This is a genomic window from Candidatus Neomicrothrix sp., assembly GCF_035329545.1.
Taxonomy (GTDB): domain Bacteria; phylum Actinomycetota; class Acidimicrobiia; order Acidimicrobiales; family Microtrichaceae; genus Microthrix; species Microthrix subdominans.
In genome coordinates this window covers 1-21040 of sequence record NZ_DAOLGP010000042.1, presented here as the reverse complement: position 1 = coordinate 21040, position 21040 = coordinate 1, and the positions used below count along the sequence as shown (strand labels likewise).

22 protein-coding genes and 1 pseudogene are annotated in these 21040 nt (G+C 64.4%); 12 read left to right on the top strand and 11 right to left on the bottom strand.

Annotated features, from left to right (window positions below; all coding sequences use genetic code 11):
- The first annotated feature begins 16 nt into the window (after nt 1–16).
- Entirely contained in the window at nt 17–1510 is a 1494-nt protein-coding gene (locus tag PKD89_RS17245) for an ABC1 kinase family protein (RefSeq protein WP_289012660.1), read from the top strand.
- A 39-nt stretch (nt 1511–1549) separates the two neighbouring features.
- Here the strand turns inward: PKD89_RS17245 and PKD89_RS17240 are convergent, their stop codons facing one another.
- Nucleotides 1550–2011: a hypothetical protein gene (locus PKD89_RS17240; protein ID WP_324332639.1), complete on the bottom strand. Its 462-nt coding sequence runs from the start codon at nt 2009–2011 to the stop codon at nt 1550–1552.
- 213 nt (nt 2012–2224) lie between these two features.
- Nucleotides 2225–2782 carry a YceI family protein gene (locus PKD89_RS17235; protein ID WP_289012658.1) on the bottom strand — a complete coding sequence of 186 codons (558 nt, stop codon included), beginning with the start codon at nt 2780–2782 and terminating at the stop codon, nt 2225–2227.
- Between the two features lie 98 nt (nt 2783–2880).
- Here PKD89_RS17235 and PKD89_RS17230 point away from each other — a divergent pair, with 98 nt between their 5' ends.
- The 3 genes from PKD89_RS17230 to PKD89_RS17220 all read left to right on the top strand — a co-directional run bounded on the left by PKD89_RS17230 (nt 2881) and on the right by PKD89_RS17220 (nt 4030).
- Complete coding sequence (locus tag PKD89_RS17230; protein ID WP_289012657.1) at nt 2881–3348, top strand: MarR family winged helix-turn-helix transcriptional regulator; 468 nt, start codon at nt 2881–2883, stop codon at nt 3346–3348.
- A gap of 64 nt (nt 3349–3412) precedes the next feature.
- Nucleotides 3413–3838 (top strand): cupin domain-containing protein, encoded by a 426-nt coding sequence (locus PKD89_RS17225; protein WP_289012656.1) that lies wholly within the window; start codon nt 3413–3415, stop codon nt 3836–3838.
- Between the two features lie 45 nt (nt 3839–3883).
- Nucleotides 3884–4030 carry a hypothetical protein gene (locus tag PKD89_RS17220; protein WP_289012655.1) on the top strand — a complete coding sequence of 49 codons (147 nt, stop codon included), beginning with the start codon at nt 3884–3886 and terminating at the stop codon, nt 4028–4030.
- Nucleotides 4031–4044: 14 nt separating this feature from the next.
- Here the strand turns inward: PKD89_RS17220 and PKD89_RS19860 are convergent.
- From PKD89_RS19860 to PKD89_RS17190, 4 genes and pseudogenes are all read right to left on the bottom strand, one after another.
- Nucleotides 4045–5654 (bottom strand): annotated as a pseudogene (locus PKD89_RS19860) (heavy metal translocating P-type ATPase); the annotation flags it as partial.
- Between the two features lie 2 nt (nt 5655–5656).
- Nucleotides 5657–5980 carry a pirin-like C-terminal cupin domain-containing protein gene (locus PKD89_RS17200; protein ID WP_289012652.1) on the bottom strand — a complete coding sequence of 108 codons (324 nt, stop codon included), beginning with the start codon at nt 5978–5980 and terminating at the stop codon, nt 5657–5659.
- Nucleotides 5980–6912 (bottom strand): DUF5996 family protein, encoded by a 933-nt coding sequence (locus PKD89_RS17195; protein WP_289012651.1) that lies wholly within the window; start codon nt 6910–6912, stop codon nt 5980–5982. The genes PKD89_RS17200 and PKD89_RS17195 overlap by 1 nt, the downstream gene beginning before the upstream one ends.
- A gap of 42 nt (nt 6913–6954) precedes the next feature.
- The gene (locus PKD89_RS17190) at nt 6955–7959 is read right to left on the bottom strand and encodes a pirin family protein (RefSeq protein ID WP_289012650.1); all 1005 of its coding nucleotides are present in this window, start codon (nt 7957–7959) and stop codon (nt 6955–6957) included.
- Nucleotides 7960–8311: 352 nt separating this feature from the next.
- Here PKD89_RS17190 and PKD89_RS17185 point away from each other — a divergent pair, with 352 nt between their 5' ends.
- A complete protein-coding gene (locus PKD89_RS17185; protein ID WP_289012649.1) occupies nt 8312–8782 on the top strand; it encodes a cupin domain-containing protein in 471 nt (156 codons plus the stop codon).
- Between the two features lie 159 nt (nt 8783–8941).
- Here PKD89_RS17185 and PKD89_RS17180 read toward each other — a convergent pair whose 3' ends face one another.
- Together PKD89_RS17180 and PKD89_RS17175 are read right to left on the bottom strand one after the other, a co-directional pair.
- Nucleotides 8942–9805, bottom strand: a complete 864-nt coding sequence (locus tag PKD89_RS17180; RefSeq protein WP_289012648.1) for a pirin family protein — start codon at nt 9803–9805, stop codon at nt 8942–8944.
- A gap of 11 nt (nt 9806–9816) precedes the next feature.
- Complete coding sequence (locus PKD89_RS17175; RefSeq protein WP_289012647.1) at nt 9817–10131, bottom strand: hypothetical protein; 315 nt, start codon at nt 10129–10131, stop codon at nt 9817–9819.
- Nucleotides 10132–10337: 206 nt separating this feature from the next.
- Between PKD89_RS17175 and PKD89_RS17170 the strand changes: the two genes are divergently transcribed.
- From PKD89_RS17170 to PKD89_RS17155, 4 genes are all read left to right on the top strand, one after another.
- Complete coding sequence (locus tag PKD89_RS17170) at nt 10338–11111, top strand: pirin family protein (protein ID WP_289012646.1); 774 nt, start codon at nt 10338–10340, stop codon at nt 11109–11111.
- Nucleotides 11112–11168: 57 nt separating this feature from the next.
- Complete coding sequence (locus PKD89_RS17165) at nt 11169–11783, top strand: NADPH-dependent FMN reductase (RefSeq protein WP_289012645.1); 615 nt, start codon at nt 11169–11171, stop codon at nt 11781–11783.
- 1254 nt (nt 11784–13037) lie between these two features.
- Entirely contained in the window at nt 13038–13568 is a 531-nt protein-coding gene (locus PKD89_RS17160) for a helix-turn-helix domain-containing protein (protein ID WP_289012644.1), read from the top strand.
- The gene (locus PKD89_RS17155) at nt 13565–14248 is read left to right on the top strand and encodes a DUF6036 family nucleotidyltransferase (RefSeq protein ID WP_287379453.1); all 684 of its coding nucleotides are present in this window, start codon (nt 13565–13567) and stop codon (nt 14246–14248) included. The genes PKD89_RS17160 and PKD89_RS17155 overlap by 4 nt, the downstream gene beginning before the upstream one ends.
- A 181-nt stretch (nt 14249–14429) precedes the next feature.
- Here PKD89_RS17155 and PKD89_RS17150 read toward each other — a convergent pair whose 3' ends face one another.
- The 3 genes from PKD89_RS17150 to PKD89_RS17140 all read right to left on the bottom strand — a co-directional run bounded on the left by PKD89_RS17150 (nt 14430) and on the right by PKD89_RS17140 (nt 17423).
- Nucleotides 14430–15563: an IS110 family transposase gene (locus PKD89_RS17150; RefSeq protein ID WP_289012643.1), complete on the bottom strand. Its 1134-nt coding sequence runs from the start codon at nt 15561–15563 to the stop codon at nt 14430–14432.
- Nucleotides 15564–16014: 451 nt separating this feature from the next.
- Nucleotides 16015–16878: a nucleotidyl transferase AbiEii/AbiGii toxin family protein gene (locus PKD89_RS17145; protein ID WP_289012642.1), complete on the bottom strand. Its 864-nt coding sequence runs from the start codon at nt 16876–16878 to the stop codon at nt 16015–16017.
- A complete protein-coding gene (locus tag PKD89_RS17140; RefSeq protein ID WP_289012641.1) occupies nt 16875–17423 on the bottom strand; it encodes a hypothetical protein in 549 nt (182 codons plus the stop codon). The genes PKD89_RS17145 and PKD89_RS17140 overlap by 4 nt, the downstream gene beginning before the upstream one ends.
- 1089 nt (nt 17424–18512) lie before the next feature.
- Between PKD89_RS17140 and PKD89_RS17135 the strand changes: the two genes are divergently transcribed.
- The 3 genes from PKD89_RS17135 (at nt 18513) to PKD89_RS17125 (ending at nt 20197) form a co-directional block, all read left to right on the top strand.
- Entirely contained in the window at nt 18513–19199 is a 687-nt protein-coding gene (locus PKD89_RS17135) for a hypothetical protein (protein WP_287379449.1), read from the top strand.
- Between the two features lie 76 nt (nt 19200–19275).
- Complete coding sequence (locus tag PKD89_RS17130; protein WP_324332624.1) at nt 19276–19788, top strand: hypothetical protein; 513 nt, start codon at nt 19276–19278, stop codon at nt 19786–19788.
- A gap of 4 nt (nt 19789–19792) precedes the next feature.
- Nucleotides 19793–20197, top strand: a complete 405-nt coding sequence (locus PKD89_RS17125) for a hypothetical protein (RefSeq protein WP_289012639.1) — start codon at nt 19793–19795, stop codon at nt 20195–20197.
- Nucleotides 20198–21040: the final 843 nt, after the last annotated feature.

Below are 21040 nucleotides of genomic sequence, written 5' to 3'. Positions count from 1 at the left end.
CGCAGAAAGCACCCGCATGCCTGTTCCACCGCTGCCCGGCATGACCGAACTCCTCGAGGCGTCGGCGTCGTTCGCCGAACGGCCCGGACTGAGAGACCAAGCACGACTGTGGCTGGCGTGGGGGCCGCCCGCCCGAGCCAGGGTCCGCGAGGAGGCCGACGCGCTGGCCCGGCCGTCGCTGAGGCCACGCACGCTGCGCGCCGTGGGACGCACCGGGGCAGACCTGGCTCGAGGCGTGGCCCCCGGGTTGCGCGACGACGCCAAGCGACGGGTGTTGGACGGGCCGCTGGAGCCCGGCACCGCCATGAAACACGCGCAGGAACTGGTGAAGGCCGGGGGACCCACCTACATCAAGCTCGGCCAGTTCATCGCCACCGCCCAGGGGCTACTCCCCGACGAGTGGGTGGAGGCCTTCGGTTGGTGCCGCGACACCGCCACGCCACTTCCCTCCGGACAGGCCGAGGAGATCATCGAAGACCGCTTCGAGGTGCCACTCGAAGCACTGTTCGACACCTTCGACACGGAGCCGATCGGGGCAGCGTCAATCGGACAGGTGCATGCCGCCACCCTCCACGACGGCACCGATGTGGTCGTCAAAGTCCGCCGCCCCGGCCTACGAGACCAGTTCGAACGCGACCTGCGGGCCATGGCGCTCGCCGCCGCCACCGCGGAACGCGCGTCCAAGTCGGCCCGCGTTGCCAACCTGTCGGGGTTCGTCGAGCTCTTCGCCCAGATGGTCCTCGAGGAGATCGACTTCCGCTTCGAAGCCATGAACCAGGTGGAGCTCGCCCTCGCCGGCGAGGCCGCCGGCCACGACTTCACGGTCTTCCCCCGACCCATCCCCCACCTCACCACCGAAGATGTCTTCGTGATGACCCGCGTCGACGGCGTTCCCTACGACCAGGCCCTCGATACCTACCCCGACGTGATCGACGGCGAACGGCTGCTCAACCTGGCCATCACCGGCACCCTCGAGCACATGGTTGCGTACGGAATCTTCCATGGCGACATGCACGCCGGCAACGTTCTGATCAACGCTCAGGGCGACTTTTCGCTGATCGACTTCGGCATCGCCGGACGTATCGATGCCGAACAACGCGCAGCGGTGGTGAAGTTCCTGTTCGGCTTCGGGCGCAACGACAACCTGCTCCAGCTCCAAGGTCTCCAGGCTTTCGGAGCGATCCCCGAGGGTGAGGACCTGCCAGCGCTCGCCGCTCAACTCGAGGCCCAACTCAACGCAATCGACCCCACGCTGCTGACCCGCGAAGGCGAACTCACCGTCGACCGGCTAGGCCAAGCGCTTGGCGCCATCATCGGCGTCCTCGCCCACAACGGCTTCCAGCTTCCCAAGGAACTGGTGCTGTTCTTCAAGAACCTGCTGTACCTCAACGGCTTCGCAGCCATTCTCGCCCCCGACACCAACCTGTTCGACCAGATCGAACCGAGCTTCATGTACTTCGTCCAGCGCTACCCCATCGAACTCGGCCAGATCATGAACGACATGATCTGACCCCAGCTTGGGCTGACGATCGACACACCCGTTGGTTCGTCAGATCGATGACGTGGAGAACCTGTGGGCGGGAAGGCTCACAAAGCCACGCACGAATGGTGACCGGTGGCGAACGCCCGCGTCGACGTCGACGCTCACGTCCAGGTTCATCTTCAGCAGTTCCTCGAAAGCAACCTTCGCCTGAAGCCGTGCCAGGTGATTACCGATGAAAGAGTGCGGCCCGCTGCTGAAGGCTAGGTGGCGGGGAATGTCCCAGTCGTTCTGGATTGCGGTCAGCGCCTGCACCCACGGCCCAAAACGCAGGCGATCCACTTCGGCGACACCGAAGAGGTCGGCGAGCACGTACGTCGGGATCGTGCTGGCGAACTCCTGGTGGAGGTCCACAGGATCGCCCTCGGCAGCGCGTTCGCCCAGGTCGGTGAGACGCCGGCGAGCAAAGACCCGAATGAGGCCCTCGAGCTCGGCAACACGCCTGGAGGTGAAACCGCCGAAGTTGGCCACGAACGAGCGGCTGCGCGGCTACGTGCAGGACCGGCTGTCGGGTGCGGTCACCGATGCGGAGGGCAAAGCGCTCGGACCACCGGGGCCGACGTGGAAGGGCCGCAACCAGCCCCATCGACGGCTGAGTCGGCCGCACTAACCTCGACCTTCCTTGGTCGGAGAGGGCGCGCGTCGCCTTCCGACCTCCGAGCGGCGGCAGCGAACTGGCGAGACTCACGCGGTGCGGATCGCGGAGACCTCGAACTCGAGGGTGACCTGCTCGCCCACCAGGACGCCACCAGCGTCCAGGGCGGCGTTCCAGTTGACGCCCCAGTCCTTGCGGTTGACCTTCGTGTTGCCTTCGAAACCGATCCGCTGGTTCTGGTACGGGTCGACAGCACTGCCGGTGTACTCGAAGTCGATGGTCACCGGCTTGGTGACGTCCTTGATGGTTAGATCACCGGTGACCCGGAAGTTTTCAGCGTCGACCTGCTCGACCGAGGTGGAGGCAAAGGTGATCTCCGGGTATGTCTCCATGTCGAAGAAGTCGTTGCTCTTGAGGTGGCCGTCACGGTCAGCGTTGCGGGTGTCGATGCTGGCGGCCTGGATGGTCAGCGACAGCTTCGAGTTTGTGGGGTCCTCGGCATCGAAGTATCCGGAGCCCTCGAACTCCTTGAACGAGCCGCGTACCTTCGAAACCATGGCGTGGCGGGCGGCGAACCCGATTCGGCTGTGGCTGGCGTCGAGAGCGTAGGTGCCGGTCAGTGCGGTAAGGATGGTTGCGGCGCTCATGGCAGATCTCCTGATTGTTGATGATGGCGTCTAAGTGGTGGATACATCATCTATCAACGCGGATGACGTGTCAACTATTCCTTGGTAGGGTGTCGTCCATGGATGACGTGCGGTGGCTGACCGAACAGGAAGAGCGGGCGTGGCGGGGTCTGCAGTTCATGCAGATGCGCCTCGAGCACGAACTCGCGCAGCAGCTCGCCGTCGAGTCGGGCCTGTCCTATCCCGACTACCACGTCCTCGTCACTCTCACCGACCAACCGACCGGCCAGATGCGCCTGTTTGAGCTCGGCGACACCCTCGGCTGGGAGAAGAGCCGGCTTTCACACCACGTCACTCGCATGGCCAAGCGTGGCCTGGTCGCCAAGGAGGCCTGTGGCGATGACCGCCGCGGTGCCTTCGTCGTCATCACCCCGGCCGGACGGACCGAGATCGAAGCTGCCGCACCCGGTCACCTGGCCGCGGTCCGCCGGCTGTTCGTCGACCGCCTCACCCCGAGGCAGATCGATTCGCTCGCCCAGATCGCCGAGACGATTCTTCCCCTGCCCGACCGAGCACCTACTGCGTGAGCGGACCCGCCGGCCCAGACCCGGGTAGACCCGGGAAGTACATCCACCTACTAAGGAGAAGCCAATGAGCACCACCGATCTGACCGAAGAGGGACCGAACCCCTTCGTTACGAACATCGAGGCCGACACGTTGGCCAACGAGAACTACCGCACCATCCGCTGGACCGGTTCCAACCTCCAGCTGACCCTCATGAGCATCGAACCAGGCCGAGACATAGGCCTCGAGGTCCACGAGCACGGAGACCAGTTCCTTCGGGTCGAAGCTGGCCGGGCACGAGTGCAGATGGGCCCGTCGGAGAACGACCTGCCCTTCGACCGCGAGGTCGGCGACGACTGGGCGATCCTGGTGCCGGCTGGTGCCTGGCACAACGTCACCAACATTGGAGACGAACCCCTCAAGGTCTACGCGATCTACGGACCACCAGAGCACCCCGCGGGCACCGTTCACGCGACCAAGGCCGAAGCTGACGCCGATGAGCACCATCACTGAGGCCCGGCTGAACCCGCCTCGCCGGGTTCACCTTCACCTTCGACCGTGACGATGCCCAGCCCGTCGGAGGTTCATCACCACCTCACAAAGCTGGTGTTCCTCGGGCCGCCCGGATCGGGCAAGGGCACCCATGCCCGCTGCGGCGGGCATTGCTTCTCGGTTCCTCAGATCTTCCCCGGCGATCTGCTCTGACAGGAGATCGAAGCTCAGACACCGCTGGGACGCGAGGTGGCCGAACCAGTGAGCGACGGGCCCGGCGGGCATCGTCGGTTCTCCGGGCCTCCGCTGGCCTCTGGGCTGAGGTCAACTCGTCGGAGGAGTTGGGCGTTGAGGGCGACCACGATGGTGGAGATGCTCATGAGGACCGCGCCCACAGCAGGGGGCATGGTGATTCCCGCCCATTGCAGAGCCCCCGCTGCGATCGGGATGGCCAGCACGTTGTAGCCACCGGCCCAGGCAAGGTTCTGGACCGATTTGCGGTAGTTGGCCTCGGAGAGACGAATGATGGAGGTCACGCTGCGGGGGTCGTTGCTGACCAGGATCAGCCCGGCCGACTCGATGGCGACGTCGGTACCGGCACCGATGGCGATACCGACATCAGCGCGTGCGAGCGCGGGGCGTCGTTGACTCCGTCGCCGACCATGGCCACGCGCAGGCCGCGGTCTTGGAGGTCGGCGACCTTGACGGCCTTGTCCTCGGGGAGCACCTCGGAGAAGTCCTCGTCGATGCCGAGTTCGACAGCCACGGCATCGGCGACCTGATGGGCGTCGCCGGTGATCATGACGACCTTGCGTCCTTGGGTGTGAAGCTGATCGACGGCTTGGCGGGCCTCGGGGCGGACCTCGTCTTCGACGGCCACCGCACCCATAACAGCCTGCTGGCCCAGCAAGGAGAGCACCGACGAACCCCGGTCCTTCCACTCGTCGATGGTCGAGACCATCGAGTCGGGCACGGTGAGGTTGCTCTCTCCCAGCAGCGCTGGGCCGCCCACCGAGTAGCACACCTCGTCGATGGTTGCTTCGACGCCACGGCCGGTCAGCGAGCGGAACTCGGTCGCCGATGCGACCCCGGAGCGGTCGTTGGCGGCATCGACTATGGCCCGGGCCAGGGGATGTTCACTGTCGGCCTCCACGCCACCGGCGAGGCGGAGCACTTCGTCGTCGCTACGACCATCGGCGGACGCCACTGCCCACCACGACGTGCTCGCCTTTGGTGAGGGTGCCAGTCTTGTCGAACAGCACCGCATCCACTCTGCGGCTGGACTCGAGGGCCAGGCGGTCCCTGATCAAGATGCCGTTGGGGGCCGCCATGGCGCTCGACAAGGCCGTGGTGAGAGGGATGGCGAGGCCCAGCGCGTGCGGACACGAGATGACCAGTACCGTCACCACCCGCACCACCGCCTCATCGGTCTGCCCGAGCAGGACCCACACCACGGCGGTGATAATCGCAGCGCCCGATGCCACGTAGAACAGCAGGACTGCGGCCCGATCCGCCAGGACCTGGGTCCGTGACCGTGACTCCTGGGCTTCGGCTACCAGCCGACCGATTCCGGCCAACGCAGTGTCCTCGCCAATGGCGATGACCTCAACTCGAACAGCGGAATCTGTCGACACCGAACCGGCTACCACGAAACACCGGGAGCCTTGGGAACCGGGCGCGACTCACCAGAGATCATCGACTCGTTCATCTCGGCTTCGCCGTCGACAATGCTGCCGTCAGCCGGGATCCGGCTACCGGATCGCACCAGCACCACGTCGCCGGAACGCAGCTCATCCAGCCGAACCGTCTCCACCGAACCATCAGCGGCGACCCTCTTGATCAGCGTCCCGGCGGTTCGGGAAGTGGCACGTAGGGGTGGTGGTCACCGGGGACGGTCGGGAACCGTTGTCGGGTCCAGGCGTCCTTGGCTTGCTCGATTCGATCCGGATCGGCGTGTGCGAAGTTCCACCAGATGTGGCGGGGTCCAACCGGTTCGCCACCAAGGACGATCGCCTTGCCGGCACCGCTGAGCGTGGCTGAGGTCTCGTGGTCCAAGATGAATGGGCCGACCATCCAGCGGGTGCGGTGAGGCAGCAGGCGCCGGACCTGGCTGTTGCCGACGGGGCGACCCCGGGGGTCGATGCGCAGTTCGATGGCGGTCATCATGAGTCCTGGTGGGGCCGAGTTCGCCACCAGTCGGGCCCTTCGGGGTGATCACACTCGAGGTTCTCCCGGTCCCATTCGCCGAGTTCGGCGGCTGCCGCGTGGGTGGTGTCGAAGAACGACTCCAGTGTGGCGTCGGGATCCTCGCCGCCGGCCACCGCAGCGTAGGAGAGGACGAACTCGCCGAGGTCCTCGAGCCACCGTGCCTCGGGCGGCTCCACAGTCGCCGTCGAGAAGCCCTTGGGGGTGGGGTAGGCGTAGGAATAGAAGACCGGTTCAGGTGAATCTCGGTTGCCGGGCCAGAAGCCGGCGCTGGTGAGCTCGTGTGAGTAAGCCTCGCGAGCGACGTCGTCGGGAAAGTTCGGCATGCCGCCGGGGTGCGGGGGCGCGGTTCGCCCGGAGAAACGGGAGGTGGCCAGATCGAAGCTGCCCCAGAAGAAGTGCACGGGGCTGGCCTTGCCCTTGAAGCCGGCGCGGAACCTGGTGAGCACCCGGTCGGCCTGGACCAGCGCCTGCCACAGGGCGTGGGCGTGGTCGGGATCGTAGCGACGCACGGCGGTGTCCTGGTCGAAGGCGATGGCGTCGGCGATCTCGTTCGGTATCGGGTCGATCGACACCGGCATCCCGACTTGGGTCATCGCATCCAGCACGTGCTGGTAGACGGCGGCCACCGAGCCGGTCTTCAGAGCGATCGCTCGTTGCTGCCCGGTCGTGGTGTGGACTCGCAACTCGTGGTCGAGGAAGTCGAATTCGAGCTCGGCGGCGTCGGCTCCGAAGGGGATTACCGAGGTTCGCAGTCCGCGGGTCGACACGTAGAGCGGGACGCTCCAAGAGTGATTGAGCCACGGCGAGTAGCCGAGGCGGATCTTGCCGACGATCTGGGACCACAGGTGCACGGTCTCGATCGTGTCGGTCCAGTCATCGTATGGCAAGACCGGCCAAGCGGTGCTGCGGTTCTCGTTCATGTCGTCCTGTCAGTCGAGGGCGGAATCGGTGCCCTCTACGACCTCGTCGCTGGGGGCGAGGGGATGGTTCGGGGGCACGACGCCGAGCTTGCCGGCGTGGAAGTCCTCGTAGGCCTGGCGCAGCTCGGCTTCGGTGTTCATCACGAACGAGCCGTGCCAGGCGACGGGCTCACCAATGGGCTGGCCGCCGAGGAACAAGACCTCGAGTCCACCGGTGCGGGTGTCCTGCTGGGGTCCGGCTTCGATGGTGAACGCGTCGCCGGGGCCGAACACGGTCAGGTCGCCGGTGGTCACCGGGCGGGCTTCGGCACCGACGGTGGCGTCGCCGCCGAGGATGTAGACGAGGCAGTTGAACGACGCTGGCCACGGTATGTCCGCTCGGGCACCGGGGTCGAAGGTGGCGTGGACCATCGTGATCGGCGAATGGGTGGAGCCCGATCCGGTGAACTCGCCGAGCGGCCCGGCGATGATCCGCAGCAGCGTGTCGGCACCCGGGGTGGTGACCAGGACGACCTGATCGGGTTCGAGGTCTTGGTAGCGCGGGTCGATCCATTTCTTGGCGCTGGGCAGGTTCACCCATAGTTGGAGCCCGTGGAACCAGCCACCGGCGGCCACGACATCCTGGGGTGGGGTCTCGACGTGGAGGATCCCCTTGCCGGCGGTCATCCACTGGGTGCCGCCGTCGCGGATGACGCCGCCACCGCCGATGGAGTCGGCGTGCTCGAGCACGCCGTCCATCATGTAGGTGACCGTTTCGAAGCCTCGGTGGGGGTGCCATGGGGTGCCCTTGGGCTCGCCGGGCGCGTAGTTGACCTCACCGATCTGGTCGAGGTGGATGAACGGGTCGAGGATGGCCAGGTCCACATCTGCAAAGGCGCGCCGGACGGGGAACCCCTCGCCCTCGAAGCCCTTCGGCGCCACGGTGACCGAACGGATCGGACGGCTCGGGACCCCAGGTGGCGGAGCGGCCAGTCGGGGCAGCTTCCCGGTGTCCTCGACAGTGATGGCGGCCATCGCCACTCCTTGGTTCGACGTCCGATTCACGATACCCGACATGTCTCTGGGATGATCTCGATCGCAGGGGTTCGACATCGCTTGACCGCCGGTGCCCTTGATGATGTCTGTCGTCTCGGCGGCGGTCTCTGCGTCGATGTCGCTGGCGACTCCGATCGCGCCGGCCTGCGCGAATGCGATTGCGCTGGCTCTTCTGATGCCGCTGCCGACCCGGTGATGACGACGACGCGATTCTCGAGGGAACTACTCATGGAAGTCCCGCTTGGTGGAGGTGTCTTCTCATGGACACGATAGACGTGACTAGCTTGCATTGGCGTTGAGGTCTGAGAGCCGAGAGAGGACAGGAGGTCCGATGACCAGCACGAGTTTTGGAGACGAGGGACCAAGCCACTTTGTAACCGACATCGAGGCCGACACCCTGGCAAACGAGAGCTACCGGACCACGCGGTGGACCGGCTCCCACCTACAGATGACGCTGATGAGTATCGAGCCCGGTCGTGACGTCGGACTGGAGGTCCACCCCGAGGGCGATCAGTTCCTTCGCATCGAGTCTGGACGAGCGCGGGTACAGATGGGGCCAACCGGGCACGACCTACCTTTCGACGAGGAGGTCGGCGATGACTGGGCGATCCTCGTCGCCGCCGGGGTGTGGCACAACATCTCCAATATCGGTGACGTGCCCCTCAAGCTGTACGCGATCTACGGGCCGCCTGAGCATCCCCACGGAACGGTCGATGCGACCGTGGGGGCTCCGGCTGAGTTGAACGCCGAAACCGGTTCCGGCCTCGGCATTGGCAGCCTCAGCGGCCAGGGCACACTGTGAACCGCATCGACCGGCAGCTCGCTCCTCTTTCCGGTTCCTCAGGACGGCCCAGGCCGCTGACGGCGAACCGAGCGTCGAGTTGCAGGTCGATCGCATCATCGATGTATGGATGCGTCCACGGCCCGTCGTGGTGACGGGCAACATTCGCGACTGATCCGCTCAGCGGGGAAGCGGCACGTGTGGCTCATGGTCGTTCGGCATGCGGGAGAACCGTTGGGCGATCCAGTCGGCCTTGGCCTCCTCGATCCGCTCTGGCTCGCTGTGGACGAAATTCCACCAGATGTGGCGTTTGCCGACCGGATCGCCGCCGAGAACGATGGCGGTACCGGCGCCACTGAGCGTGGACGCGATCTCAGGGCGAAGCACCGCGAGCTGACCCGCCGCGACCAGTTCGTCGTTGACCCGTACCTCGCCGGCGAGCGACAACACCGCCAGCTCCCGAAGGTCCGACACGATCGGAACCGGCGACCCGGCGTCCAGCTCTATCTCCGCCAGCACTAGGGGCGACGAACCGGTCACCGGCGAGTCCAGGCCCCAGCCGGAGCCGACGGCGACTCGCACCGAGGATCGGCCGGTCGTGTCGGTCGGGATGTCGGCTGTAGCGGTGTGCTCGAACGATGGTGCCGCGTTCTCGGCATCGGCCGGCAGGGCCACCCAGGTCTGGAGACCGTGCATCGTTCGGGTCGTCGGCCGATCGTCGGGGTGAGATCGTTCAGTGTGTGTGACTCCGGACCCAGCGGTCATCCAGTTGATGGCTCCCGGCTCGATGGTCTCCACCGCCCCGGTCGAATCGCGATGCACCATGCGGCCCTCGAACAGATACGTCACCGTGGACAGCCCGATGTGGGGGTGGGCGTCGACGTCGATCCCCGATCCAGCCGCGAACGTCTCCGGGCCGATGACGTCGGCGTAGATGAAAGGCCCCACCATGCGACGCTTGCGATACGGGAGAAGACGCCGCACCTGGCCGCCGCCGACCGGTCGAACCCTGGGATCGATGCGTAGTTCGATGGCTGAAGTCATGGCGGGTCCCCTCAGTCGTCGGACGATGTCCTGCGCTCTGCGAGCCGACGAAGGGCCATGGCGTCGTTGGGCGCGATGTCCGGGCCGTAGGAGGCGCTGAACAGACCGGCGTGACCGCACCCACAGTGCAGCGCGACCAGGATGGCCGAATCACCGGGGTCCGACGCCCCTTCGAACCGCACGATCTCATCGACCTCGACATTGGTGGCGCAGTCTCCCTCGCACGCACCGCAGTGCAGCTCGCCGTCAGGGGCCGCGATGAAGTCCTCGATGTAGCCCTCGGCGCGAAGCCGGTTCATCGCTGTCGACAGGGTCTCCATGCGCATCAGGATTCCTCCTCGCCAGGGTCTGGCTCAGTCGACAAGGCGGTCAATTCGGCTTTTAGGGGCGGCTCGAAACTCATCACATGATCCTAAGGACGTCGAACTAGTTCCGGATGCTACTTCCCCTCCTCCCGAAGGGAATGAACCGGCACGCAGGGTGGTTGATATGTCATGCACATTCCTTCGATCCCCTGACTGCGAGGCCGGCCATGTCCGCCACCACCCACCCCCTCACCCCCCAGGTCGATGTCCGGCGGACCGACGATCGGTTCAAGACCCGTATCGACTGGCTGGACTCGAAGCACTCGTTCTCGTTCGGCCACCACCGGAACCCGAACAACACCCACCATGGCCTGCTCTTGGTCAGCAACGACGACGTCGTTCTGCCTGGCGCCGGTTTCGATACCCACCCCCACCGGGACATGGAGATCGTGACCTGGGTGCTCCAGGGGTCACTGGTGCACCAGGACTCCGAGGGCAACACCGGCGTGCTCTATCCGGGCCTGGCCCAGCGCATGAGCGCCGGCACCGGGATCCTGCACTCGGAGAGGAACGACTCGTGGCGCACGCAGGGCGGCCCGAGCCACGACGAGCCGGTCCGGTTCATCCAGATGTGGATCCCGCCCGACGAGCGGGGCATCCAGCCCGGCTACGAGCAGCGTGAACTCGACGATGGCCTCCTGCGAGGCGGTCTCGTCCCGGTTGCTTCGGGAATGGACAAGCACAACGGTGACGCCGCCATCCGGATCCAGAACCGCGACGCCGCGCTCCACGCGGCACGACTTGATGTCGGCGGGAGCGTCACCGTTCCCGACGCCCCGTTCGTCCACCTCTTCGTAGCCCGAGGCAACGTCGACCTCGAAGGAGCCGGACCCCTCGCCGAAGGCGACGCCGCTCGCCTCACCGGCACGGGCGGCCAGAAGCTCACCGCCGACAGCGAGGCCGAGGTATTGATCTGGGAGATGCACGCCACCATCCGCTGAGCCCGGAATGAGCCCAAGATCGCATTCAGTTGATAGATCAACTATATTGAGGGAACCATGACCAACAACGACGCCCCAACTACCCCCAGCAACGATCGGGACCGTCCGGTCCTCCAAGTGATCGTGGGCAGCACCCGACCGGGCCGCATCGGGCGATCCTTCGCCGAGTGGATCGAACGCGCTGCTACCGACCACGGTGACTTCACTGTGGAGATGGTGGACCTGGCCGACGTCGCCCTACCGTTCCTCGACGAGCCGAACCACCCGCGCCTGGCGCAGTACACCCACCAGCACACCCGAGACTGGAGCGCCACTATCTCTCGCGCTGATGCCTTCGTTCTAGTCACGCCCGAGTACAACCACAGCTACAACGCGGTGCTGAAGAACGCCATCGACTTTCTGCACAACGAGTGGAAGCACAAGGCGGTCTGTTTCCTCAGCTACGGCGGCGTCTCCGCCGGCACCCGCGCCATGCAAGCACTCGAGCCAGTGGTCCTCTCGGTGGGAATGGCGCCCGTCGCCCCCGCCGTCACCGTTCCGTTCGCCGCCCAGTTCCTAGACGACGACGGCGTCGTCCAGCCCAACGAGATCATGACCGCCAGCGCCAAGACCATGCTCGACGACCTAGCCGCGCAGACAGCTGCGCTCGCCCCGCGCCGCGCCGCCAGCTGAGCCCGCTCGGTTCTGGTCGGGCCAACGTCCGCCGCGGGCCAGTGGCGGTCCAAGAGGTCGGTTCACTGGGCGACGTCCACGAGGCCGGCTCAACGTCCACCCCTGCGTGTATTACGCCAGTTCTCGCTCGAGCGAGGGATTTCAGGCCGCCGACCTGATCGCGGGGATTCGGCGGCGCTGGGTGGAAGGCGACCAAGGCCTCGCGGCAATCGACGCTCGGTTGTCGGTCGCGCTGAAGTCCAACGCCGTCGGACCAATAGTCACCGACCGACGGTTCCAAAACTGGCACACGCTCTTCTGAGTTCGCTGCTGTTGCAACCAGCGCCAGAGTCGCCATCATTGACGGTGTCGAAGGGTTCGGTTAGTAGGCCTAGGCCGAATCAAACCGAAGCACCCTCGACGCTGGGGCCTCGGATCGCACGAGGCCCGTTTTCGCGTTGAGGTGAGCTGATTTCAAGCCTTATCTTCGGGGAGACGACCCATGAATACCTGTGACGCCATCACGCAGCGCCGCCTCATGAGCTTCACCTACGACGCCGCCCGCTGCAGTTCTGCCCGCTATCGGGGCAGCGTGCCCGCTCTCGATCGTCCACACTCCCAGCCCCTCAATCCCCACGGTGCCACCGTTGGGCTGAACCGGATCGCCGTAGCGGATCTCCGCCCGGCAACGACCTGCGAAGTTCCACCGGGCGTCTCACAGGGTTCGCACCAATATGGCGAACCGACCGGCTACTCCCCCGATACCCCTCGCAAGGGCTGGTTCACTACCTCACGGTGGACAAGAACAGCTCAGCGCTGTTGAGCAGCTGTAGGGCTTCCGCTTTTCCGCCAAACCCTCCGCCGAGCTTCCCGCCGGCTCGAAGGGAAGCGGGAGTCCTACAACCGCCACCACAAGGGCCCCGCCCGAGCCGGCGACAGCCCCGAGTGTTCGAAAGTGAACCAGTTTGTGGCCCGTAAGTGGCCCGCCCACTTCTTGAACAAGCGTCAAATTCCATGAAATCCTTGCAATTGCAACGGTTTTTGGAGCCCGGGAGGAGAATCGAACTCCTGACCTGCGCATTACGAGTCAGGCCAGATAGATAGTAGGAACTGGTAGGGATTCGTACCAAGCGGGTTTTGGGGCGTCCGAGTCAGCAGATACCACCTCCTACCGCGCTATACGCCGGAGTTTGTGGCCCATAAGTGGCCCGCTCCCCCGCCTTCGCTGCGGGTGAGAGCAGCCGAAGCTGCCATGGCCGAGACCAGTTCTTCGACGTGCTCGCCAGCCCGTATCGGTTCAGATACACTAAAGGAATGAGTGCAGCCGACCTGATCGCTTCTCGTCGCCGGGAACTCGGCCTGTCGCAGGGGCAATTGGCCGAACTGACAGCGACGTCCAGGGAGCGGATCAACACCTACGAGCGCGATCGCGTCAGCCCAAGGACCGACACTCTCTCCAGGGTCATGCGCGCGATGCACTTCGATCTTGCTGCCGTGCCGACCATGACGTTTGAAGAGCGTCGATCGCTGGCGCTCAGCTCGGCGGTGGCCGAGCGGCTTCGACGCAACCCAGAGCGAGTGATCGCCAAAGCGCGGGAGAACCTTAAGGAAATGCGAGTGATCGGCCAGCACGAACAGCCGTGGGTTGACGTTTGGGAGTCGCTACTGGAACTGGGACCCGGCCCGGTCTGCTCGCTTCTCACTTCGGTCGATCAGTTTGCACGCGATCTTCGCCAGAGCTCACCGTTTGCCGGCGTTCTCACCGATGACGAACGTCGGCGGGCGGTTCACGGGCTGCAGCGATGAACCTCGAACAATTTCACCACAGCATCCGGGCGGCCCGAGAAGTGCTTCGCTCCGAGGGTGCCAGCGGGGCCATTGTCATCATGGGCTCCCAGTCCATTCTCGCCTCGTATTCAGCAACGATTCTTGATCCCAGCCTCATGATGTCGGCGGAGGTAGACATCATGCCGGTGGCGGCCGACCGCGCCGAGGTCGAACGGCTATCGGACCACCTTGACGGTTCCCTTGGGCAGGACTCCCGCTTCCAAGAGTCCTTCGGCTTTCACGTCGACGGGATCTCGATCGACACGTCGGTGCTGGAGAAGTGTTGGTTTGACCGGCTGATCCCAGAGGTCGATCCGAGTTCTGGAGCGACTGGCTGGTGCTTGGACCCGCACGATCTGGCCGCTGCGAAGCTGATCGCCGGCCGGGAAAAGGACATCGAGTTCGTCGACACGCTTGTCTTCAGTCGCTTGATTGACCCAATGACCGTCCGAGAACTCCTCGGCGAGATCGAGGACGTCCGTTCCAGCAGGGCTGTCCAGCACCTCGACCGAATCGCCGCTCGCGGCCTCCCGGAGTCACAACGACACAGTTGGCACACCAAACGAGGTCAAGCAATCGCTAACCGTCGAGCTAGAACGACCGAACAGTCACCCGCCGACGCAGTCAAGCTCGCAGCCAAGCGGCATCGCTGCCAGTGACCGGGCCCTCAGGCTGACCCGGAGTCGCACCCCAAAATGGGCGGGCCACATTGAAAGTGGCCCGCAAGGATTTTGCAGCAGCAACTAGAAGTCTCAAAACCCTTTCAATATCAACGGTGTTTGGAGCCCGAGAGGAGAATCGAACTCCTGACCTGCTCGTTACGAGATGCTCCTATGGATGTCAAGCAGGGTTTCTGGGGTTGAGATCGGTTCGTATGGCGGCGAGGACTTCGCGGGCGATGAAGCGCTTGAGGCAGCGGATGATGTCCTTCTTTGAGAGGCCTTCCTTGGTGCGTCGCTCAACGTAGGCGCGGGTGTCGGGGTCCCAGCGGAGTCGGCATATGGCGATGCGGTAGAGCGCTGCGTTGGCTGCCCGGTCGCCGCCGCGGTTGAGGCGGTGACGATTGACGGTTTTGCCTGATGTTGCGGGTATTGGTGCGACGCCGCAGAGGTGAGCAAACGCGGATTCGTTGTGGATGCGGTCGGGGTTGTCTCCGGCGGTGACGAGGAGCTGGCCCGCGACGTCGAGGCCGACCCCGAGGAGGCCGAGCAGGGTTGGCGCGAGTGGGGTGAGGAGCGCGTCGAGGTCGTCGTCGAGTTCGGTGATCTCGGTGCTGAGGGTTTTGATCCGGGTGGCGATCGAGGCAAGCGACCGTTTTGTTGCAGCGGTGGGGTCGGCCAGCGGCCCAGGCCGAGGTGCTCGTTTCGTGGACGGTGGTGGCGTCGGGTTGGGGCTGCGGGCTGGTCGCAGTCGTGCACACGTGGTGACGAGCTCGGCTCCGTCGAGATCGACGAGTTGGGCACGGAGCGTGTCGGGGGCCGTCACGATCAGTGATTTGAGTTGGGTCAACGCCGTTGCTCGGGCTTTGACCGCACTGTTCCGGGCCACCCGCAGAGCTCGGACCGATTCGACATCACCGGTCCGGGCTTTCGGGGTGCCCGACGCACGCCCGGAGGCGGCGGCTCTGGCGGCGGCGTACGCGTCGATCGGGTCGGACTTGCCCTGATCTCGTCGGTTCTTACGATCCGGCCGGTCGACCTCGACGACCGGGACGGTCTCGGCGGTAAGGAACCGGGTCAGGCCTGCCCCGTATGCGCCGGTGCCTTCCACACCGGCGAGCGCGATCGTGCCGAAGCCCGCCGCCCACGCCAGGAGTGCTTTGAACCCAGACAAGGTTGTTTCGAAGGTGGCGTGTCCGAGGTGGCGACCCAGCGGGTCGATCACCGCAGCGACATGGGTATCGGCGTGGGTGTCGATCCCGAGGGTGACCTCGAGGGTGTCGACGGGGGCGGGTGGGTCTGCGACGATGGTCATCGCTGTCCTCTCGTTGGTTCTGAACGGGTGGGCAGCACGCGCCAACAACCGATGGACAAGACAGTGATGGGCGCCTGATAGCGCAGGCTCCTATTAGGTCACGTCGATCGCGGATAGGTGCATGTGGGGCCAGCGCCCTACTGGCCGACAAATCCCGTTCAAGACACGAAGTCAGTCAGTCCAAGAGTCAGACCGGCGGTGCGCTGGCCCACACACATCATTCTCACTGTCAGTCCAGATAGGTAGTAGGAACCGGTAGGACCTGGTACCAAGCGGGTTTTGGTGCGTCCGAGTCAGCAGATACCACCCCCTACCGCGCTATACGCCAGAGAATGTGGACTTATTGTGGTCTGTGCCGTAGCGGGTCGATCGACCTGGAGTGCCCCCATCAGCGAGCTGCTCAGGTGCGCGGCGTGACATGTCGACGCAGTTGCCGAGAAGGTTGCTGACGTCATCCAGCGGAGGTCTGCTCTGCCTCATCGACGAGTGCTTGAAGCCATTGCACAGCGTCATCGAGTGGGCGCACGTCGAGGCCTTCGGAGGCGGCTAGATAGCGGTCGTCCCAGCCCGGCCATTCACGCACTTCCGGCGGCCATGGCGATACCCGCCGAGCGGCAAAGAGTCGCCTCCCGATCCTGGCCAGCTCCCTGAGATCTGGAGGGTCGACACCTACAAGTATCTGAAGGTCGACGAGATCGTGGGCGCGTTCGTTACCGCCTTGCCGGTTCGGTGTCGTGCAGGCGTGGAGCTTCTGCGCGATCTGGTGCTCGACAGCGAGCACCGCAACCGGCTCAGGAGTCGGGAACCCAAGTCGTTCGATGACCTCAGCGATCGCGGCATCCAGGGCCAACGCAGGTGCTGCGGTCGAGCCGACCTCGTCGTGTCCCAACTCGAATTCAATCGTCACGTATGACTGCCCGGCATAGGCCAGCTTTACTTCGAAGGGGTGCATCACGTACTCGCCGGGAACGTCGGGCGGATCAGCAGGGGTCCGATCGACTAGTCGTCCGGTGAAGCCCTGCCACCCGTCGGCCAGGTGAGCGGACAACTCTGCCGCATAGGTTTCGACGGTGTGATCGGCCCCTCGAGTGGCATCGAGGTCGCGTGTAACTCGGCTCGCGTGGTCGCCGGTCCGGAACTTGATCGCGGCGCCGCCCTTGACCACACCCATCGGCAACAACTGGGCGATCACCGTGTGGGCAAGAGAGGTGCGAGTCCGGAGTTCGTTGAGATCGAGCGCGTCGCAGATGTTCCTGAGACGCTTTTCGAGCGCCACCCGGTGCGCCGGAGGCCCTTCGTAGGAAGGAATACTCATCCGGCTCCTTCCAACTCGGCACGAAACTCTCGCTGTTCTGCGACGCTGAGCAAGCCATCACGCCTGGCATCGTCGACCGCTACCAGCAGCCGATCTGACATGACTGTGTCTCGACACGAACGGATCGCGTGGGCGACCGTGGCCGACGGGATCGACTCGTAGGAGGTCAGGTCACCGTCGGGCAGCGTCTCGCGCTCGATGGCGATCCATTTCGGAAGCTGGGCTCGGACACGCCGCGACGTGCCCACGCGAACAACCTGGGGGTTGACCTGCCCTAGTTCGTGCAGCGCCAGAACCGCATCGCCCGTGAGATGTGCATCCCCGCCCACACGAGCAACCGCCTCGAAGAATCGATCGAACCGCGTCGGCGGAAGATCATCAAACCGATACAGGCCATAGGCCACATGATGGATCTGCCCACGAGCCGCCAACTTGCCCAATTCAACGACCGGAATCTCAAGATCGTGGGCGTCAGCGGCACGCACGTACCCATACTGGCCGACAGCGAAGTCCCACAACCGTCGTCGATACGATTCCGCCCTCATGGCGCAACATTACCACTAACAGTATGGTTGCGTCACGGCTGGCTGAGGTCAGTGACACCTGAGACCTGCAAAACACCACTCCCGAAAGTCGCCCTCAGCACCCCTGCGATTGCAACAGTTTTGGGTGATCGGAAGGAGAGTCGAACCCCTGGTCTGGGAGTTTCTCGTCAGTTTCTGCGGGTCGTAGGAGTTGGTAGGCGCCGGTACCTGCCACCGGTTGGGGCGACCGCACCACCCGGTACCACTCCCTACCGCTCAATACGAGGAGTATGTGGACTGATTGTGGACCGAGCTATCTACGGCTCGGTGTTACAGTCCTCAGATCGCTGCAATTGCAAGGTTTGGAGCCCGAGAGGAGAATCGAACTCCTGACCTGCTCATTACGAGTCAGTCCATATAGATAGTAGGAACTAGTAAAGCCTGGTATCTAGCGGTTTTTTGGGTGTTCGAGTCAGCAGATACCACCTCCTACCGCGCTATACGCCGGAGTTTGTGGCCCATAAGTGGCCCGCTCCCCCGTCCGGCATCGGCTCGGGGGTGGTGTTGAGCGCCATCCTCATTAGCCATCACGGACAGCTCTGGTGCCTTTCAACGCGGGCATGGGTGATGGTCGATGCTGGCGTGACCGTTGACCGGCCCGGGATCCTGGAAATGGGCGGTCGCTGGCACGGCGAGTGTGTCGGAAGTGACCATGAACGGCATCGAGTTCGGATGGGCCACGCATCTCCCTGCATTGGTCCAAACACGGCGGGCCATGGCTGCATTCGCCAGGGACGCGTCCGAACCCTGACCCGGAGGTGTCGTGGAGGCGTCGAGCTGGCACAGCGCTGACATCTGCCCGAGCGTTCTGACTCCCGGCAACGACCGATATCACCCCGGCGACTGCAAGGAGCCTCGATTGAGCGATGAGTGATGTGGCCGACCGACCCGGGTGGTGTCGAGCTCGACGACCTGACTACAGGGGGCGTGTCGGTGACTTCGGCACGCTTCTCCTCTACCGTGCACGGTCTTCCGACGCCTGTCAGTGGTATCCGACAGAATGGTCCACGAGGAGCAGAGATCTGGCTAGCGCCACTGGGAGGCCTTGCGGTGACTGACGTGGACGGCTCAGGGGCAGTAGGAGCTGGCGGTGCTGCTGGCTCTGCCGTTCGCGCTGTCCGGGAAATCATCACCGCTGCGGTCGTTCACCGGGACGCTGCGCGTGCCGACAGCCTCATCGGCGAGTACCTCACGGCCTATGGCCGCGGATTAATTGATGCCGCGTCGACCTTCATTGCGTGCCACCTGACTGATGCAACAACGCCCGAACTCGCCGAAGACCGGTTCCTTTACCTGCTGACTCGTATCGGCAACCTCGTCGACCTTGCGGCTGAGGTAACCGGTGTTGACCCTGGTGAAATCGTGCTGGAAGTAGCTCAGGGCCAGGCCCAGTTGGAGGACCTCGACGTCGACGAGTCCGTTCGTCAGGCGTACCGCGCCGCTCAGACGTGCCTTGTTGCGCACCGGTTTGTTCGGCTAGGGCGTCCGGCGTGGGGTATCCAACAGTCGTTGAACCAGGCCGACATGCTCGTGGTGAACTCCGCCCTGGCCGGGATGCTGTGTGTGATCGCTGGTGCGTTCCCGGAGGAGACGAGGGCCACTGCGTTCGTAGTGCTGCTTGAGGAGGCCCGCCACATCCTGTCCTGTCAGGCCAAGGCTCGCGACGTGACGCTGGAGTGCCTCATCGAGCAGTACTTCACCGCGCTGGCGGTACAGGAGGCCCACCGCCCGACTTGAGTTATGCGAAACCTGTAGCCATACTGACCAACCCTGCATAGGATCGTATGCAGGATCGTGGCAACACTGATTAGGGATGACTGCCGTGACGACAACCAAAGACCGCATCTACCAACCCTCAGACCTAGCTGGCAACCACCGCAAGACCTTCATCGCTGAAGCGCTGGACTCACAGGCCCGGCTGCGCAGCACCGACGGCGAATCGCTCATCATGATGCGCGAGGCCCGTCTCGAACACGTGGCAGCTGTGCGCGACCACGCAGTCGCTTATCTCACCCTGGACATGGCTCTGCGCCGCCCACGGGAACAACGCCGGCCCGGTGACTACGGGCCTTGGGCCTTCCTCGACGCCTTCGAGGACGAGGACATCGAAGAGTTCCAACAAGAGGTCAACGACGCCATCGTGCGCGCGGCATCTGGGCGGGACCACTCCCCTGTCGAGCGTCTGCTCCACGAATGGCGGATGAGCGCCGAAACCCTGGCTGACCCTGTTGCCCGGGAGATCCTCGACGGCCGGAGTGCCGACGAAGACTGGGTCGAGGTCGAAGACGCCGCAGAGCCCCACGAGACACCGCCGGGCGAAGGCTGAGCCGTTGAGTCGCGGCGACCCGAAACCAAAGGCGTACGCGCCCTTCGTGTCAGCGCGCTATCCGGCCTCAGGACAGCCGAGCGAGAAGCCGGCTTGGCGTGTGCTGGTACATCGCAAGCAGGTTCAAGACTGGAACCGCATCGCCGAAATGTGTGGCGAGAGCAATGCGCTCGAACTCTGGACGCACTTGACCACGCGACCCAACCAGAAGCCCCTCTTGGGGACCGTGACCCCCATGAAAGGCCGCCAGTACGGCGCTACCAGTGACGGAATGTCGCGGGTTTACCACTACGAGATCACCGGTGGCGGACGTGTGGACTACCGATACAACAAGGAGTACCAGGTCAAAGGGAGCGGCGACGCGCACCAGATCGTCCAGATCGTCCTCATATCGCTCGGTAGCCACTAGCCCTAGCGGCTCTGGGCGGGCACTCACTCGCAATGTCCAAGTCGGCCATCAGTCCACCGCCAGGTGCCACCCACCGCTCATGGTCGCCCGGGCCTCGGCCCTCAGCATCCGATACCACCGGCGCGATGTGGTTCTGAGAACTCCGACACGGTGCGAACCTTGATACCGAGAACCCTGAATCGGTCGCCAAATGGAAGCGGGCACCGCCCACAACCTGTCGCCGGCCGGTACGCCCGGCGCAGTTCGCACCGAGCGCCTGCGGCAATCCCGGGTGTTCGAAAGTGAACCAGTTTGTGGCCCGTAAGTGGCCCGCCCACATCTTGAACGGGCGTCGACTTTCTCGAAACCCTTGCAATTGCAACGCTTTTTGGAGCCCGGGAGGAGATTCGAACTCCTGACCTGCGCATTACGAGTCAGTCCATACAGATGGTAGGAACTGGTAGGGCCTGGTCTCTAGCGGTCTTTCGGGGGTTCGAGTCAGCAGATACCACCTCCTACCGCGTAATACGCCGGAGAATGTGGACTGATTGTGGTCTGCGGCAGGTGGATCGATCCACGTCGATGACCCGGAGATCGGCGACGCAACCGACCGTACGAGTACCCGGCGAGACGGCCCCGTCCACCGGGCGCTTCGACTCCCGGTAACGGCGCTACCCAGTGGGAAGAGCCATCGTTCTGCACGTCGGCCGTCGCTGACCGATGGCGCAACGGCCGGGCTGCGCTCTGCACGACTCATCTGGGGTTCACACGGACCGAGATTGGACTTTCACGTGCATGGAATAACGAGAAGAGCCTCATCGGCAGAGGCTGAGAAGGCAGCAATCGCATTCCGATGACTGCGCA